Source organism: Paenibacillus dendritiformis, assembly GCF_945605565.1.
Classification (GTDB): domain Bacteria; phylum Bacillota; class Bacilli; order Paenibacillales; family Paenibacillaceae; genus Paenibacillus_B; species Paenibacillus_B dendritiformis_A.
The window spans coordinates 3,870,279-3,886,922 of sequence record NZ_OX216966.1; the positions used below are offsets into that span (position 1 = coordinate 3,870,279).

At 47.3% G+C, this 16,644-nt stretch carries 19 protein-coding genes and 3 pseudogenes; 14 read left to right on the forward strand and 8 right to left on the reverse strand.

Annotation, left to right across the window (positions count from 1 at the left end; all coding sequences use genetic code 11):
* Positions 1–127: 127 nt before the first annotated feature.
* On the reverse strand, positions 128–538 hold the full coding sequence (locus tag NNL35_RS17105) for a tautomerase family protein (RefSeq protein WP_006677444.1): 411 nt from the start codon (positions 536–538) through the stop codon (positions 128–130).
* A 110-nt stretch (positions 539–648) separates the two neighbouring features.
* Between NNL35_RS17105 and NNL35_RS17110 the strand changes: the two genes are divergently transcribed.
* From NNL35_RS17110 to NNL35_RS30680, 6 genes and pseudogenes are all read left to right on the forward strand, one after another.
* Entirely contained in the window at positions 649–1,524 is an 876-nt protein-coding gene (locus NNL35_RS17110) for a LysR family transcriptional regulator (RefSeq protein WP_006677443.1), read from the forward strand.
* A 78-nt stretch (positions 1,525–1,602) separates the two neighbouring features.
* Positions 1,603–1,842: pseudogene (locus NNL35_RS30670) on the forward strand (ISL3 family transposase); the annotation flags it as partial.
* Positions 1,796–1,972: pseudogene (locus NNL35_RS30525) on the forward strand (IS1380 family transposase); the annotation flags it as partial. The pseudogenes NNL35_RS30670 and NNL35_RS30525, both read left to right, overlap by 47 nt.
* A 354-nt stretch (positions 1,973–2,326) precedes the next feature.
* The gene (locus NNL35_RS17115) at positions 2,327–2,569 is read left to right on the forward strand and encodes a hypothetical protein (protein WP_040731680.1); all 243 of its coding nucleotides are present in this window, start codon (positions 2,327–2,329) and stop codon (positions 2,567–2,569) included.
* 380 nt (positions 2,570–2,949) lie between these two features.
* Positions 2,950–3,066 carry a hypothetical protein gene (locus tag NNL35_RS30675; protein WP_420832880.1) on the forward strand — a complete coding sequence of 39 codons (117 nt, stop codon included), beginning with the start codon at positions 2,950–2,952 and terminating at the stop codon, positions 3,064–3,066.
* A 404-nt stretch (positions 3,067–3,470) separates the two neighbouring features.
* Positions 3,471–3,551 (forward strand): IS3 family transposase, encoded by an 81-nt coding sequence (locus tag NNL35_RS30680; RefSeq protein WP_083835566.1) that lies wholly within the window; start codon positions 3,471–3,473, stop codon positions 3,549–3,551.
* 59 nt (positions 3,552–3,610) lie between these two features.
* Here NNL35_RS30680 and NNL35_RS17120 read toward each other — a convergent pair whose 3' ends face one another.
* Positions 3,611–4,312, reverse strand: coding sequence for a hypothetical protein (locus NNL35_RS17120; protein ID WP_006677442.1), 702 nt, complete (start codon positions 4,310–4,312; stop codon positions 3,611–3,613).
* Between the two features lie 115 nt (positions 4,313–4,427).
* Here NNL35_RS17120 and NNL35_RS17125 point away from each other — a divergent pair.
* The 4 genes and pseudogenes from NNL35_RS17125 to NNL35_RS17140 all read left to right on the forward strand — a co-directional run.
* Positions 4,428–4,729, forward strand: a pseudogene (locus NNL35_RS17125) (beta-glucosidase); the annotation flags it as partial.
* 293 nt (positions 4,730–5,022) lie between these two features.
* Complete coding sequence (locus NNL35_RS17130; RefSeq protein WP_006677440.1) at positions 5,023–5,913, forward strand: carbohydrate ABC transporter permease; 891 nt, start codon at positions 5,023–5,025, stop codon at positions 5,911–5,913.
* A complete protein-coding gene (locus tag NNL35_RS17135) occupies positions 5,913–6,797 on the forward strand; it encodes a carbohydrate ABC transporter permease (protein ID WP_006677439.1) in 885 nt (294 codons plus the stop codon). The genes NNL35_RS17130 and NNL35_RS17135 overlap by 1 nt, the downstream gene beginning before the upstream one ends.
* A 65-nt stretch (positions 6,798–6,862) precedes the next feature.
* On the forward strand, positions 6,863–8,212 hold the full coding sequence (locus NNL35_RS17140; RefSeq protein ID WP_006677438.1) for an ABC transporter substrate-binding protein: 1,350 nt from the start codon (positions 6,863–6,865) through the stop codon (positions 8,210–8,212).
* 95 nt (positions 8,213–8,307) lie between these two features.
* Here NNL35_RS17140 and NNL35_RS17145 read toward each other — a convergent pair whose 3' ends face one another.
* A complete protein-coding gene (locus NNL35_RS17145; protein ID WP_006677437.1) occupies positions 8,308–8,769 on the reverse strand; it encodes a VOC family protein in 462 nt (153 codons plus the stop codon).
* A gap of 77 nt (positions 8,770–8,846) precedes the next feature.
* Here NNL35_RS17145 and NNL35_RS17150 point away from each other — a divergent pair, with 77 nt between their 5' ends.
* A complete protein-coding gene (locus tag NNL35_RS17150; protein WP_254553619.1) occupies positions 8,847–10,394 on the forward strand; it encodes a UDP-N-acetylmuramoyl-L-alanyl-D-glutamate--2,6-diaminopimelate ligase in 1,548 nt (515 codons plus the stop codon).
* A gap of 5 nt (positions 10,395–10,399) precedes the next feature.
* Here the strand turns inward: NNL35_RS17150 and NNL35_RS17155 are convergent, their stop codons facing one another.
* The 3 genes from NNL35_RS17155 to NNL35_RS17165 all read right to left on the reverse strand — a co-directional run bounded on the left by NNL35_RS17155 (position 10,400) and on the right by NNL35_RS17165 (position 12,260).
* Positions 10,400–11,104, reverse strand: a complete 705-nt coding sequence (locus NNL35_RS17155) for a TioE family transcriptional regulator (RefSeq protein WP_006677435.1) — start codon at positions 11,102–11,104, stop codon at positions 10,400–10,402.
* A gap of 189 nt (positions 11,105–11,293) precedes the next feature.
* Entirely contained in the window at positions 11,294–11,758 is a 465-nt protein-coding gene (locus NNL35_RS17160; RefSeq protein ID WP_006677434.1) for a hypothetical protein, read from the reverse strand.
* Positions 11,759–11,780: 22 nt separating this feature from the next.
* Complete coding sequence (locus tag NNL35_RS17165; RefSeq protein WP_006677433.1) at positions 11,781–12,260, reverse strand: GyrI-like domain-containing protein; 480 nt, start codon at positions 12,258–12,260, stop codon at positions 11,781–11,783.
* Positions 12,261–12,369: 109 nt separating this feature from the next.
* Here NNL35_RS17165 and NNL35_RS17170 point away from each other — a divergent pair, with 109 nt between their 5' ends.
* The 3 genes from NNL35_RS17170 to NNL35_RS17180 all read left to right on the forward strand — a co-directional run bounded on the left by NNL35_RS17170 (position 12,370) and on the right by NNL35_RS17180 (position 14,194).
* Positions 12,370–13,332 (forward strand): helix-turn-helix transcriptional regulator, encoded by a 963-nt coding sequence (locus NNL35_RS17170; RefSeq protein WP_006677432.1) that lies wholly within the window; start codon positions 12,370–12,372, stop codon positions 13,330–13,332.
* A gap of 178 nt (positions 13,333–13,510) precedes the next feature.
* Positions 13,511–13,912, forward strand: coding sequence for a GNAT family N-acetyltransferase (locus tag NNL35_RS17175; RefSeq protein ID WP_006677431.1), 402 nt, complete (start codon positions 13,511–13,513; stop codon positions 13,910–13,912).
* 102 nt (positions 13,913–14,014) lie between these two features.
* Complete coding sequence (locus NNL35_RS17180; RefSeq protein ID WP_006677430.1) at positions 14,015–14,194, forward strand: H-type small acid-soluble spore protein; 180 nt, start codon at positions 14,015–14,017, stop codon at positions 14,192–14,194.
* A 162-nt stretch (positions 14,195–14,356) separates the two neighbouring features.
* On the opposite strand, the gene NNL35_RS17185 is transcribed toward NNL35_RS17180, so the two are convergent.
* Together NNL35_RS17185 and NNL35_RS17190 are read right to left on the reverse strand one after the other, a co-directional pair.
* Positions 14,357–15,220, reverse strand: a complete 864-nt coding sequence (locus tag NNL35_RS17185) for a cation diffusion facilitator family transporter (protein ID WP_476703980.1) — start codon at positions 15,218–15,220, stop codon at positions 14,357–14,359.
* Positions 15,221–15,423: 203 nt separating this feature from the next.
* Positions 15,424–16,644 (reverse strand): cation:proton antiporter, encoded by a 1,221-nt coding sequence (locus tag NNL35_RS17190; RefSeq protein ID WP_006677428.1) that lies wholly within the window; start codon positions 16,642–16,644, stop codon positions 15,424–15,426.

A 16,644-nucleotide genomic window follows, 5' to 3' on the forward strand; every position in this document is an offset into this window, starting at 1 on the left:
ACTTCTTTCTTGGGACGATATCGTTGGATCTCTCCATCCCTTTTCGAATAATCTAAGTTCGGATAACTAACAAAATCGGGAACGATATTTCTCATTTTCTTCGGTATGTCAGCTTCGCTACGCTCATTCACAACTTTTTTTCCTCTTCAACTAATTGTGCTCTTCCTTGACCAAATGACCAGTTTTCAGCAGGTGTCTCAATTAATGTAATAAACACGTCGGCTGCGGAGATGTGTACATGACGGCGGCAAGCTTCTGAAATGGCTTGATATAACTTCGTTTTCTGAGTTACGGTTCTCCCTGGTCCGCATGTAATGGAGACATGCATGATGTTATCGGTTCTCTTTGCCCCATCCTGTAAGAGATAATACGGATCGTACAAAAATGAATGGGAGGGACAGGGGAAATACATGTGAAAATAATCATTTTCCGGAATATTAAAATGCTCAATCAACGCATGATGAATACAGGCGCTTACCTCTTTCACCTCCTCCTGATGCAATAGACCTTCTCGATAATAAACATGAACCAACGGCATATCGTCACTCCCTTTCATGTGACTTTATTTTACTTCCACTCTTTTGATTTGTATAATTGAAAATTAGTTATATCATTATCGAAAAATCCGATAGAGATAAGGTGTTACACATGGAAATCAAGGAGTTAACCACATTTAAAACGATTGTCGAAGAAGGGACCTTTTCCCTTGCGGCAAAAAAATTAAACTATGCTCAGTCAACCGTAACAACACATATCAAGAAGCTGGAAAAGGAACTTGGATTTCTGCTATTTGAACGAGGGTGGGACGCTCGCTTAACCGATGAAGGTGCATTATTTGCAGAGGAAGTAGATAACTTATTAACGCATTGGGATTATTCGATATCTCAAGCGCAGCGTATAAGCAAGGAGGAGACAGGAACCTTAAAAATAGGGTTATTGGAATCGGCGGCAGAAAAATTAATCCCAACGATCCTGCAATATTTACACAATGAAAAGCCGTATATTCATTGTGATTTTGTCGTAGGCAACACAGCGCTTCTCTCCCAACTGCTAGAGCAGAATCAAATTGATTTTGCTGTCTGCGGAAATAACAGAAATAATTCTCATGTCCATTTCACTCCACTTGGAATGGCGCAAATCGAATTTTTTGTTGATGATCCTCATCATCCCATATTACACAAAGAGTCAGTTGAAATATCTGATATCATTGAATACCCTATTGTCATTGGAGAAAATCGTTGTTATTACTCTCGATCTGTGAATGCTTTCTTGTCAGAACACAATTTGGTGTTTAAAAGAGTCTACAATTGCAGTGCGCTTCATCTCATTCCACGAATGGTTTTCGGGGACGCGATAGGCATTATCCCCAAGGGAACGAGTTTACGGCCAAGTAACATAACCTTTCAGGTGAAGGGATTTGATCCCCAAATGCCTATAGGAATCTTAATTTCCTCGAGAAAAAGAAACTATCTGAGTCAGACCAAACAACAAATTATGAAATTGATTCAATCCTCGTTGGAATGATAGTCTCTTCCTTCACCGAACATTCCGATAGGGAAATGGGAGCGAAAATCTAAAGCGCAGTTCGGCCGTGCCACGCCAATTCCGGAACCGTGGTACATTCGTCAGGTAGAGTTCAGCCTGGAAGCCAAGCAATTGGACGTATACGTCAAATTTAGAGAGCGGGCGTTATTTCCATGTGCAAAGTGTGGTGAGCCCAATCAACCAGTTCGGGATATCGCTAACCACGACCGTACGTGGCATCATCTCAATTTTTTGAATAGCCGATCAAACTGCTTTCCATTTGTTCGAGTGCTTCAAGCGCGACTGCTGCGAACCGATACATGTAGGCTGCACGATTGCCCGGTTCCGGCTGGAGTTCTTTCATTGCGCAGCGACTCTCATTCGGCATAGCCATTCTGTCGTGGTAAAGTTGATGAATGATTTCGTCAACCGTAATGCTTGGAAACAGACTGGCTCAATTGGAATGAGTATTCCCCAAAATTTCACATGGAAAATGGGGGTGCCTCTTCAGTGGGGAGGGGGAAAGACCATTCACAACAACTCCCTGTCTCTATCAAATATGGGTACTTCCCACATTTATAACATCTCAATTTGCTATTGACCCGGTCACTTGACTCAATCCTATGGGCTTTCGAAATTTAGGGTAATTTTAAGTGGCAAACATATTGATAATCTCGTTATATTCCTTAATAGTGAGAATGAAACAATTGATTTGTGAATAAACATTAAAAATGGTAAAATTAACTTTGTTTGAAAAACGGCCGACATCTGTTTGAGGAAAATTATTTAAGGGGGGAGAAAGTTGGATAAAAATAAAGATATTATCTTAAAAATACTTTCTATAATATGCGTGTTAGTAGGTGCTTATTTTTTATTAAATAGCACAAGAATGGGCGATGATCAAGCAAGTAAGTTTGTAAAGAGTATGGGAGGGAGTGTAGATACTGAAAATTTGCTGGCTCATTTTAATGCGTATACAGGAACCTATCGTATATTTGGTGGTGTACTGTTAAGTATAGGATTAATTCGTCTCTTGAAAAAATAATGATAGGCTGTCCCTGTAGTTTCTAATATGCTTCCCTTATAAAACCTGTGTAAGGGGAGTTTTTTATGGCTAATAAAAAATATGATGCGTCCTTGCGAAATTGGTGTTAAGGTTGCAGCCAAGAAATACGGTAGCAGCAAAACGACTTTGGTGAAATGGCGTCCTCGTTACAGGGTGTATGGTTATGAGGGGTTAGAAAAACGAAACCATAATCGAAGTTATAGTGCTGAGCTTAAGCTTCAAGCGATGAGGAATACATAGAGTGAGAGTTATCTCAATATGCAGAGCAGACGTATGTCATGATGCCATTTATGTGAAAGTCGAGCGAACCTTCGATACCGTCAATAAACATTGCAGATGCGCCGCCAAACGGGAAAACGATTAACCAAAAGCGCGTGTACCGGCTGATGAAGATACAAGGAATTCAATCCGTCATCCAGAGGAAGAAAAAGAAATATGCGAAATCTACACCAGAGAGGCGGCTGAGAACGTGCTGATCCGCAAATCACCGCAGATGCGCCAAATGAAAAAATAGTTACGGATGTGACGGAATTCCAGTACAGCAATGGCTAACAAGCGTATTTAAGCGCTATTCTTGACCTTCATGATAAATCCATCGTCTCCTATGTATTCGGGCGTTCCAATAAGAATCCTCTTGTATTTTAGACGTTAAAAGGGGCCTTGCAAGAAGCGCCAGGAAGCAAGCCGCGACCGGGGGTTCCAATATGCCTCCCTGGACTTCAAGAAGCTCTTGGACAACAACGCTCTGCGTATGTCCCGTGTTGGACGATGCATCGATAACGGTCCAATGGAATCTTTCTGGGGAACTCAAATTTTGTGAGAAATATTATTTACACACCTACTATACCTTTGAGGAGCTCGAAAGGGATATTCAGGGCTCATCTACTATTACAATTACGAACGTTTACAAACAAAACTAAACGGCTTCAGTCCGATGGAATTCAGGACCAAAGCCGCTTAATTAATGATTATTTTTTGTACTGTCTACTTGACGGGGGGAAGTTCATTCACGGGACATCTTTAATAAATTACAACGGAAAAACAAACACCTGTTGGTTTCTGAGCCCACCCGTAACCTTCATAAGAGTCAGAGAATATGCCTTTTTTGTATATATCATACTGCCAGACATAAACTACCGGAAACGCTTTAACACTTGCCCTTTTTCCAAATGGTACCTCTACGTTTTGTGAATCTGAAACTGCATAAGAATGAGTTACATTGAAACTAACTGATGCGTTTATAATCTCGGCAGATACGGAAACGGCTCCCCCATACGAGGCTTGTACGCTTTGAGACACACTCATTGTTCCACCTGGATAATCATAGTAGGAATGTTTAAGTAGTTCTGAATCGCATGCTTCTCTGGGACCTTCAAGGTTTTTTATATAAAGATCCCCTATCCAAAGAGGTTGATTTGTTGGTGTGGATTGATCAGCAATCTCGGTGACAGGGCTAATATGAAGAATTTCCGCATCTGGTGAGGGGAGAGTGATTCCAAATTTCTTTGCGTATTCTTCGACATCACTAACTTTAGTTATTTTCTTTACAATTTTACCACTTTCATCTTTTTGATAACTAACCTCGCCTCTGATGTCTTCGCATGCAACAGTTGATTTTGGAGATGCAGAGTGAATTTTTGCATTAGCGGAAACTGAAGTAGAAAAAACTAATAACAGTGAAAAAAACGCGACCAAACCGGTGATAAACTTCTTTTTCAACAACCACATTACCTCCTTGTAATTACGAATTTATGCACAAATTATTTGTACACGTATACATTATTCTGCAAAACATTATAATTCCTTCCAGAAATATGAATTTTTGAAAATAATTTTTGGCTGGTTCACCAGCACCTATGGCGGCAAAGCCTATGAAGAGAGCGGCGCGAACCCGTGGGATCTGACGGATGAACAGATCAAGTTCTTGACGGAGGATCATGTGCGGCACATCCTGGTCACCTCGGTAGAGAGCCCCGTGACGTCGGCCCGATGGAGCAATGCGGTACAGGCCTTCGCGGAAGGCACGGGGTTGGGCATTCCGGCCAACAACAGCTCCGATCCGCCCACAGCTCCGATTACAGCTCTGAATTCAATGACGGGGCAGGGGGCGCCATCTCGAAGTGGCCCGGCCTGTCCGCACCCGGTTCCAGATGCGGACAGACCGTATAAAAAAAGGTATTGTCAAATCGAACGGAACTGGTTATTATTAACTCATATTCATTCACGGCCTATAAAGTTAAAGCCCTTTAACTTTTGATAGAGAGCTTCGTAAGCGTGTTCATTGAGATGTTATCGATGGATAAGACCCATGCTTGGGTGAGGAGAATGAACTGCGGAGAAGAGGGCTGTTTTTCATCAAAGTTAAAGCGTTTTAATTTAATGAGGCTTGTGAGGCACCTATGACTACATAAAAAGGGGGAGGGGTTGTGAGGATGAAGCTATCTGAGTCCAAGCGCGACAATATGTATTTCTACTTATTTATTTCGCCGTGGCTGATCGGATTTATCGTCTTTGCGTTATACCCGATTCTGGCGTCACTGTATTACAGCTTCACGGATTATGACATTATCAGCAGCCCGCATTTTATCGGTCTCGACAATTACAAAGAGCTGTTCGAGGATGAATTGTTCTATAAATCGATTGTCGTCACGCTGAAGTACACCTTGATTAGCGTTCCGTTAGGGCTGTTTTTATCGTTGATCTTCGCGATGCTCATCAATATGAAAATCCCTGCGCGCGGTTTTTTCCGCACCGCGATGTACTTCCCGAGCATGGTATCCGGCGTGTCGATGTCGCTGCTCTGGTTCTGGATTTTCAATCCGGAGGTAGGGGTATTCAACTATATTCTGTCCTGGTTCGGGGTGAAGGGACCGGCATGGTTCCTCGATGAGAACTTTGCCATCTGGGCGTTAATCATCATGACCTTCTGGGGCGTAGGCGCGGGGATGATCATTTTCCTGGCCGGCTTGCAGGGCGTACCGAGCAGCCTGCTCGAAGCGGCGAAGCTGGATGGCGCGGGCCGCTGGAAAACGTTCTGGAATGTTACGTTCCCGATGATTTCACCAGTATTTTTATTCCAGCTGATTATGTCCGTCATTGAATCATTCCAAGTCTTCACCCAGGCCTATGTCATGACCCAAGGCGGCCCGAATTATTCCACCCGCTTCTATGTCTACAACGTGTATGTAAGCGCGTTCAAAGACTTCCGGCTCGGATATGCATCGGCGATGGCCTGGCTGCTGCTGCTTGCGATTCTCATCATTACGGTCATCATTATGAAATCATCGAATCGATTTGTCTACTATGAAGGAGGGCGGGAATAATGAGCGACATTGCGATGGATGCGAATCCGAAGCTTATCGGGGTTCGCAAGAAAAGAATGACCCTGGGCGAGATTTTCGCCTTCATTTTATTGATTGCCATTACGGTGACGATGCTGTTCCCGCTCGTGTTCATGGTATCGACGGCATTGAAAACATCGAAGGAAATGCTGCAATTTCCGCCGACCATTATACCGCATACGTTGGCTTGGGATAATTTCAAGACGCTGTTCACCGACAACGAAATCAAGTTCGGAATTTTATACAAGAACAGCCTCATCATTGCCGGATTCTCGGTGTTCGGCACGGTTCTCTCTTCCTCCCTGGTGGCCTACGGATTTTCCAGATTCCGGGCGAGAGGCAAAAAGCTGATGTTCATGCTGATGATCTCGACGATGATGCTGCCTTATCCGGCCGTTATGATTCCGCAATTTTTGCTCTTTTCCAAGCTGGGGTGGATGAATACCTTTTTGCCGCTCATCGTGCCGACGTTTTTCGGTTCTGCTTATCAGATCTTTTTGCTGAGACAGTTTTTCATGTCGCTGCCGAATGAATTATATGACTCCGGTAAAATCGACGGCTGCGGCGAATTTCGGATGTTCTGGAAAATCGCGCTCCCGCTGTCCGGTCCGGCCTTGGCTACCGTAGCGATCTTTACGTTCATTTGGACATGGAACGATCTGCTGGGACCGGTCTTGTACTTGAGCTCGCAAGATAAATTCACATTGCCGGTCGGTCTGGCGGCGATGATGTCCTCCAAGTTCCGGATTGCCCCTTACAACTTGTTAATGTGCGCATCGATTATGACCACCTTGCCGGTCGTCGCGATCTTCGCCGTCGCGCAGAAGCGCTTCACAGAGGGGATTGTTCTTACAGGTATTAAGTAATTGATTCCGCGCTCCGCCCTCAATTACTTGATATACATAAATACGTTTAAGGGGGATGTATGGAAATGAAGCAAGGCAACAAAAAGTGGTTCATGCTGCTGAGTCTCACCCTCGCTGTCGCGATGCTCTTGTCCGCTTGCGGCGGAGGAGAAGGGGATAACGGCTCGGGACCGGTGACGATTACGTATTACACCATTGACTCTCCGGACCGGACGTATGTCGAGAAGCTGATTCCGGACTTCGAAAGCAAGCATCCGAATATTAAAGTCAAAGTAGAAAAAGCGCCTTATGAGCAATTCGATTCCAAATTGCAGGCGAATATTGCGGCCAAAAACGCGCCCGATGTGACGTCTCATTTCGGCTACGGCGGCTTCGCCGAGTATTATAATAAAGATTTGCTCATGGATTTAACCGACATCATGAAGGAAGACAACTTCAACCCGGGCGATTACGGCATCAAAGAAGAGCTGATGGACATTTACAAGGTGCAGGGCAAAACATACGGCATTCCATTCAGCAACTATGTAACGATACTACTCTATAATAAAGACCTGTTCGATAAAGCAGGCGTGCCGTATCCTCCTTCGGACTATGAGGATTCGAGCTGGACGTTCGACAAAATGGTCGATCTGGCCGAGAAGCTGACGATTCGCGACGATGATATTGAGAAAGCGCAGTATGGCGTAGACTTCAACTGGGGCGAGCTGGATATGAGACCGGCCTACTTCGGGGCCAAAGTCTATTCCGATGATACGTGGACGAACGGCGGCAAGCCAAGCGAGACGCACTTCGATTCGCCGGAAGCGATTGCCGCGTATAAAAAATGGATCGGACTTATCTGGGATAAGCAGGTCTCTCCGTCTCCGGCCTGGTCCAAGTCCGTGGCAGGTCAATTCGGGGATCCGTTCCTGTCCGGCAAGATCGGCATGTCCGTGGGCGGTTCCTGGAATTTGGCGAGCCAGGACCAATTCAACTTCAAGGTCGGCGTCGCTGCCGTTCCGTTCGGCGGCAATGAGAAGGAACGAAGCGTACTGTATGTTGACCCGCTATTTGTGCTGAAAGACTCCAAGCATCCGAAGGAAGCGTATGAATTCATTAAATTTATGATCTCCAAGGACGTGCAGGAAAAATCGATCGAATTGAGCGGCGGCACGCCTCCGATCAATGAGCAGGCGAAGGAAAAATACTATAACAGCTTCGAAGGCGTAGATCCGGCCGTTATTAAAAACGTATATGACGGAGCCAACAAATATGGCGTGGAATCCTTCAACCACCTGGTCGCGAACTACTCGCAGATTAATGAATTGTTCATTAACGAGTTCGCCGCCGCCCAGAACAACACCAAAACCGTGGAAGAAGTGATGCCGGAGATTCAGAAAAAATTAGATAAGCTGTTGGAACGGGTAAATCGATAAGTTGATGATAGGGAAAATGTTAAGATCAGTTTAACGAGAAATATGGACGGCATCGACAGCGATGCCGTCCTTTTGCATTTTTTGCATGCAACTCGTTACCAGTCTGCCTGCCGGCCATGCGCCGTTTCCCATTCATCCCAGGGCACGACGCCCAATTCCGGCTGCGGCTCATCGGGCAGCATGGTTATGAATTCCAGGGAATGCCCGTCTGGATCGGCAAAGTATATCGACACGGCGGGCATCCATGCGAAGACAAAGGGGCGTTCCGTACCATCATTCAAGAAGTTCCGCACAGGAAGTCCGCGCTCTTTTAAAAACGGAACTGCATGCTTCATATGTTCGATCGTGGTGTGAAAGGCAAAGTGCTGTCGAATAACTTGGGCAGGTTCTTTTTCCCATATGCCGAGCATTGCTTTACCTCTGTGTCCAATCCAATAGAATCTTACTCGCCGCTTGTCCTGATAGGCAAATTCCAGTCCAAGCGTGTTCTCGTAAAATTCGGCCGATCGTTCCAGATTGGTCACATGGATATGTGTCTCAAACAGACCTTGGATCAAAGCATTCACCTCCTTATTGGAAAGTATATTCCAACTTGACGAAAAGGAAAAACACAACATTTCGGGAATAGGTATAGATGGATGTCAATATTGCCGCGGCTAAGGGGGAGAGGGGCTTGAAACTAAGGGAGCTTGTTGATCTGTTAACAATGGCTCAAGTTCGGGGGGAACTGGACGTCGAGATTACCGGTATCAGTATTCACTCTCAACAAGTGGAGTCGGGGGAGCTTTTTGTCTGCATTCCGGGCACGCCCGGACTGCAGAAAGACCGCCATCTATTTATCAATGAGGCGATAGCGGCGGGGGCTGCTGCTCTCATTGTGGAACGGGATGTTACGGCCAATGTGCCGGTCATCCAAGTGCCAAGCGCCCGCTACGCTTTGGCAATCCTTGCGGCGCATTTATACGGGTATCCGAGTCGGGAGCTCCATCTCATTGGCGTGACAGGGACGAACGGGAAGACGACGACAAGCCATATGATTGACAAGATTTTGGCGCATGCCGGTTATCGTACCGGGTTGATGGGGAATATCGGCACCAAGATAGGCAGAGAATTGCTGCACACGGATATCAATACGCAGCCCCCCCATCGCCTCCAAGCGAATCTCAGGAAGATGAAGGACCTGTCCACGGATTATTGCGTGATGGAAGTAACCTCCCAAGGGCTGCACATGGGGCGAGTCCTCGGTTGCGATTATCGAATTGCGGTGCTTACGAACGTAACCCAGGACCATCTGGATTATCATGGCACCATGGAGAACTATATGGCGGCCAAGGGATTGCTCTTCTCGGGTCTTGGGAATTCGTTCTCGCCGGATCGCGCTCGGCGGAAATTTGCCATTTTGAACGCAGATGACGATGCTTCCGCCTATTTCCGGGACCTGACGTCAGCACAGGTGATTACTTACGGAATTCATAAGGCGGCAGATGTGAGAGCTGCGGAGATTCAATTGACTTCGCGAGGAACAACCTTCATGGTGCATTCCTTCGCAGGAACGATGGCAATGGAGTTGAAGTTGGTCGGCATGTTCAACGTATATAACGCGCTTGCTGCGATCAGCACGGCGCTTGCGGAGCGCATCCCTCTTGACGTGATCCGGCAAGGATTGGCCGACTTGACGAGCGTACCCGGCCGCATGGAGGTCATTGACGAAGGACAGGAGTTTCTTGTGCTGGCCGATTACGCCCACACGCCGGACGGCTTAGATAAGGCGCTGGCCGCTCTGCGTGAATTCGCGGAAGGGAAGATCATCACCGTATTCGGCTGCGGCGGGGACAGGGATCGGACCAAACGGCCGCTTATGGGCCAACTGGCCGCAAAGTACAGTGATGTTGTCATCATCACTTCCGATAATCCTCGCAGCGAGGATCCCGTTCGCATCCTGAAAGATATCGAGAGGGGACTGCATGAACATGGAGCCTGCGAGGCAGCGTATGTCCTCATCGAGGATCGCAGGCAAGCGATTGTCCGTGCGATTGAGATGGCCGGCCCTGGCGATATCGTGCTCATTGCGGGCAAAGGTCATGAAACCTATCAATTGATCAACGATTGCGCGCTGCATTTTGATGACCGGGAAGAGGCGAGGGAAGCAATCCGGCAGAAGATGATGGCCGGGAGGCAGTAATATGGTCACATCAGCCCTAGCACGTTGCACAGCTCGACCAGCCGGTGAACCCCCTGGAACTGCTGGCGATTGCGCTCGTGGATGATGAGGAGGGCATTCTCCGTCACTTTTTTGACCTGTTCAATGCTGTGGTTGTCCAAGGCCTGCACAATATCCTTCATGCTCTTCAAAAAGTAGACAGTGCTTCGCAGCGTACGAATCAGCAAAATTTTCCGGATATGCGTCGGCGTGAACAGGCGGTAGCCATTTTCCGGATCGCGCACCGGCGTCAGCAATCCTTCCTTCTCCCAATGGCGTATGGCAGATGTGGTCACGCCGGTGAATTCGGCGGTCTCGCCAATCGTCATGTACTCCTTCAGCTTCTTGTTCGCGATCGGAGGAAGCTCAAGATGGTGCAGCAGCTCCAGCGTGTGGTCAGCGGCGACTTTATCCTGCTGAAGGTTCGCCTGCTCCTTGTTCACGATCCAGAAGGCGGCGTCGACATTCGCCGCTTGAATATGGCGCAGCACCTTGCAGGTGACCGCGACGCCGAAGCCGGGGAACATGGCGCGCAGGCAGCGGAAATACGCCAGATGCTCTATCGTATACAGGCGATACCCGTTGGCGGCGCGCGCGGGGGCAGGGACGACTCCCCATGCTTCATAGTGGCGCAAAGCGCTCGTGCTGATGCGAAGCTCCTTCGCGATCTCGTTTGGCTTGTAGTAGCGCATCTATCTCGACCTCCTTGTGGCGTCGTTCGGGATTCCACTATACCAGACGAAGAGGCGAAGGGCAATTCTTAGAAAAGTACATATAAGCTATTACGTGACCCAAGGGAAGGCACTTTTTTCAAAATGTCCCTTCTCTCGGGTCACTGTTCATTGATGGAGAGGTGCTGTTTTGCGATCTTAATGCCGGCTTTAATAGTCTCCTTTGATTACAAAATACGAGCCCCGAATGGTTCCAGCCAGTTTAGATTTCTGCCGGGCAAACTTAAAAACCCCTTCTAACTCCTTCGGTACCTCCATCCCTTCGGAAAGCTTAAAACCAACGGCCCGCTTCTTAGGGTCATCAACCGTATACATGACGTTGACCTCAAGACCGTCCTCATAAAAGACGAAGGCCCATTTGATATTTTCCACTTGAAAACTTGACGTTTCTAAAGGCTTGGCCGCAAACTCAATATCACGTTCTTCTTTCAAAACCCGGTTCACGTAATCAAGGGTCTCCTGGCTTTCGCTCGCGGGTACAACCGTAAATTCATGCTTATATTTGTTCATAAAATAACGGGCCTCATTCGCTCGTAAACCGGCAAGAGATTCTGCTACTGGCGAAGACTCTAAACCGACCGTAGACACGTTTTTAAAATCAACGATATAGGACATTTCCATCGCTCCTTTTATTTCATTATTTCCTAACGACAGGAATCCACATTTCACCATATACGAAGCCGTTACGCTGCCCCATCTCGACCGATGCATTTGGCCCGCCAACATAGGCAAAGTTCTTTGCTTCCGGCAAGACTTGACCGAAGGCAATGCCAGTAAGAAGATTACTCAATTCCTCAGCCGTCTGTCCTTCCCCTTTAACAACGAGGTATTCCCCCTTAGGGAATTGGATAACCCTGGATGCTTCCGGTACCGATTGCTCTGTCATGACGCCGGCATAATACATCAATTTGTTATTCACCGCTTCGTTCACGGCAAAAATGTAGTCATTTGCGGCGATGGCCTTTAAAGTGTCCAGCCTTCCATCTTGTTTGATGGCCGACCAAAAGTCTGCCTTTTCCTTGTTCAATCCAGCAAAGTCTGTGTACTTGCTCTTAAGCTCAGTTCCAATACCTAAAACGGTAAAGCTATCTTTTTCTTCCAGAGTATATTCTGCCATGTTCATAACCTTCCTTTGTTTTAAATTTATCAACTGATTTTTCTTTTCACTTGATAGGTTTATAATAGTCTTGAATCATGTCAAAAAATGATACTGTTTAGGAGTCTCAATGAAAAAAGTTGAACGGATTAATATCATTATGCGGTATATCAACAACCGGGCTCATTTTACGATTTCCGAAATCATGCGGGAATTTAATATCTCTCGTTCGACAGCGATTAGAGATATCAGAGAAATTGAAGCCATGGGGATGCCGCTTGTCGCCGAAGTCGGAAGGGATGGGGGTTATTTTGTCATGAACAACTCCGTCCTGCCCACTGTTCGCTTTACCGATAATGAGATTAAAGCTCTTTTTATTGCCTTTATGGCCACAAGAAATCTACAGCTCCCTTATCTAAAGAGCCGTCAGTCTTTAGCTGAGAAATTGCTGGGTCTCCTCTCGGAAAACCAGCAAGATGACCTTGTTCTGTTAAATCAAATCTTGCTTTTTGAAGGGACTAACCCCTATAATCCAGACCTGCTTGATCTGTCGGACCTGCCTCATCCCATGTTGGAAAAACTCATCCAAATCCTTCTTTCGGATCGCTATTTATGGATTGCCATCCAAGAAGAGAAGGCAATAAAGTCTTATCCGGTTTATCTCTTGCACCTTTATCGTGAAAAAGGCCTTTGGTTAATTGAAGGCTTTGACCTACAGGATGAGAGGAGGAGGATTTATCCTGTCGACAATCTTACCGATGTCAAACCATACTCTGCGAAAAAAAGATTAAGCAAGAAAAAGATTTTTGAAAAACTAAGTAAGCAAGAAGAAGTCATTAATCTTGTCGTTGAACTTGGTCCAAAGGCGATTGCCCAGTTCAAAAAGTACCACCCTTTAAAAGTTTCCATTTCCTATATGGATCCTTTCCAAACCTCAGCCATTCTAAGGACTTTTATCAATGTGAATCATTCCGAAGAATTGACCGAAATGACGAATTGGCTGCTTTTTCTTGGGCGGGATATCAAGATCAGGGAAGTGCCGCAAGAAGTCTTAGCAAGTTTGCAAGAGAAATTATGTTTATACTGCCCATAATCGGTACTGATTATTTATGTCTGCTTATAAAAAAACATTTAAGCTGCTTGACAGGGTTTACTATTTCTTTTCTCTAGCCCCCGGCGAATCCTATTTCAGAGCTTTAGCACTTGCATACATGTTGTATGGTGGATAATGAAGGAGCTTTTTTGAAAAAGGACAAAAGGAGGACATCTCGATGAACATTTTGCATGAACGGCCCGGCATTGGAGAGTATGTGGAATTGCGAGCCGCGGCAGGTCTCGATCCGAAGGAGGAGGAGGCTGCCCATACGGCATTAAGGAATTCGCTGTATTGCATCGTGATGAGAGGCGACCATGGGCAACTGCTTGGAATGGGGAGAATCATCGGCGACGGGGCTTGTTATTTTCAGATCGTAGACGTCCTGATCCATCCCTCCAGCCAAGGCGAGGAATGTCAGCAGACGATAATGAACGCATTGATGGAGTATTTGGAGCAGCAGGCGCCGCAAGGGGCACACATCCTGCTTATGGCCGATGTCCCATCCGTTGGCTTCTACAGGAAATACGGCTTCGAGCTGACTTACCCGAATTCGTTGAGCATGACCCGGAGGCTATAAGGCATGTTGAGCTTACTGCATTGAGCCAACGTATAACAACATGACATCTTACGTATATTATAGAGCGTATCATGATAGAGGCCCAGATGGAGGTTGATAGGAATGAATACGCAAAGAGCTATCGAAATCTCAGCATCGCCGGTTATGACAGACGTTACTTACCTAGGGGAGCCCGTATACATTCAACATGTGAATGAAGAGAGTGGCATCGCAAGAATTTACCCCCTTAGCAATCCGGAAGAGGAACGGGACGTTCCGGTTAACATGCTTATCGAAGGTTAAATAACAAGGAGGCGCGGCAAGCCCGCCTCCCGTACCCTCTTCAGAACATCGCATACGCTCGCTATCTCATGCGGGCGATGCTTCACCACATTGATATCTTCCGCAACCCTCCTCCGCAGCCATCGATTCCAATGAACAGCGCAGACCTTTTTTCTGAGAGTGTTAGCCCCTATTCATTCGAGCTGCCAATCGTTCATGCTCCGGTTCGATATGTATGAATACTTGCGCACGGCGGAACGCCGCCGTAATCGCCTGCTCGATGTCATCGCATAGCTGGTGAGCTGTAGCGATATCCAGCTTGGAGGGGACCACGAGATGGAAATCGACGTATTCGACGGGACCGGATCGACGGGTGCGCAAGTCATGGAACTCAATATATTGTTCTTGAAAAGATTCAATCACTTGCACAATTTCTCTTTCCTCTTGATCGGTCAAGCGAGCGTCCAGCAGGGGAGGAAAGGATTCCTTCATCAGCTTATACGCCTCTCTCATGATGTACAGAGCCAGGATTATGCCGATGATCGGATCCAATATCGTCCATCCGGTCAAGGTGGCCAATAACAGGCTGCAACCGACGCCTAAGGATGTATACACATCGGTAAGCAAATGCAGCGCATTGGATTTCATGGCGACCGAATTCAGCTCTGATGCCGCTTTGCTTACTCGGCGAGATACGATGAAATTGATGCCCGCCCCGACAAACATGACGATGACGCCCAAATAAGGCAGTTCAATCGGCGCAGGCTCGAACAGCTTGTGAACACATTCATACATAATCCAGGCGCCCGCAATAAAAATAAGCAGCGTCTCCACGGTTCCCGATATGTTCTCCACCTTGCCATGCCCGTATGGATGATTCTTATCCGCGGAACGGCCCGACAGCCGCACCGAGAAAAAAGCGATCAAGGAAGCCGCCAAATCCAGCGAGGAGTGGATCGCTTCCGAGATGACGGCAATCGAGCCGGTAAACATGCCTACGACGAGCTTCAACAAGACGACGAAGGCATTACTGAGCACCGATAACATAGCTATTTTCGGACCATTCACATGCATCACAACCCCAAGCTTCGTTATTGTTCATATACAATAACAAACGAAAGGCGAGTGGGTCTACAGAAACCTTTTTTCATGCTCGCCGTCATGTAGCGCCTACTTAAAAGTGTTGCTTCTTCGCAAACCGGCTGCGGCTTCCATTGAGCCATCGACGCATATGACCTATTGCCGGCGGATTATTCCGCTCGCTTGTGAACGCTTCCTTTGCTTTTTTCCCAGCGAAAAATTTTGTTCAAGCCTCTGAAAATGAGCCGGGATTCCTTCGTCAACAGCGGCCCCAAAATGGCAAGGATGAGGACGTACAGCGCAGCGAAGGGCTGGAGCAGCTCAAGCAGTCCGCCGGATTTGCCGAGGTTCGCCATGATAATGGAGAACTCGCCGCGGGATACAATGGTCAGTCCGATATTGGCCGACGCCTTGGGCGACAAGCCTGCGCTCTTGCCAGCAAGCATACCGGCCAGGAAGTTGCCGAACAAGGTCACCGCTACGGCTCCCACCGACAGCCACAAGGCTCCGCCGAGCGCGGAAGGAACGATGGTCAGTCCGAAGCTGAAGAAGAACAGCGCGCCGAAGAAATCACGGAACGGCAAAATCAGCTGCTCGATTCGTTTCATGTGCATCGTCTCAGCGAGTATGAGCCCGGTCAGCAGCGCTCCGATCGCTTCCGCTACGTGAATCGTCTCCGAGAACCCGGCTACGAGGAATAAGAAGCCGAACACAAGCAGCAAAAACAATTCATTCGAACGGATGTTGAAGACCTTATTCAGAAGAGGCGCAGCTGAGCGCCCTGCAATCAGCAAGAGAAGCATGAATCCCAGAGCATACAAGGCTGACAATATGACGCCGCCGACAGAGGACGAGTCGCTCAGGACCAGCCCGGACAGGACGGAGATGTATACCGCCAGGAAAATGTCCTCGAACATGATGATGCCCAAAATCATCTCGGTCTCGGGATTGGCCGTTCGCTTCAGATCGACGAGCACCTTCGCCACAATCGCGCTGGATGAAATAGTCGTAATGCCGGCCATAACCATCGTTTCCTCAATAGGGAAGCCGTTGACCCACCCATAGAGCAAGCCTAAAGTAAAGTTAATAAGGATATAGATCGTTCCGCCCATGACGATGGAGCGGCCTGATTTCATTAAGCGGCCGATTGAAAACTCCAGCCCCAAATAGAACAGCAGAAAAAGCACGCCAAGCCGTCCCATAAATGCAATGACCTCCGCGCTCTCGATAAATCGGAAGTCGAATGCGCCAATATGCGGCGCATGGGGGCCTACGGCCATGCCGACCAAAATATAAAAAGGAATGACCGAAGTCCGAATGCTGGCCGCGAGCAGTCCAACCAGGGCAATGAGAAGAACGGCAAGTCCAACTTCCAGTACGAGATGATCCAT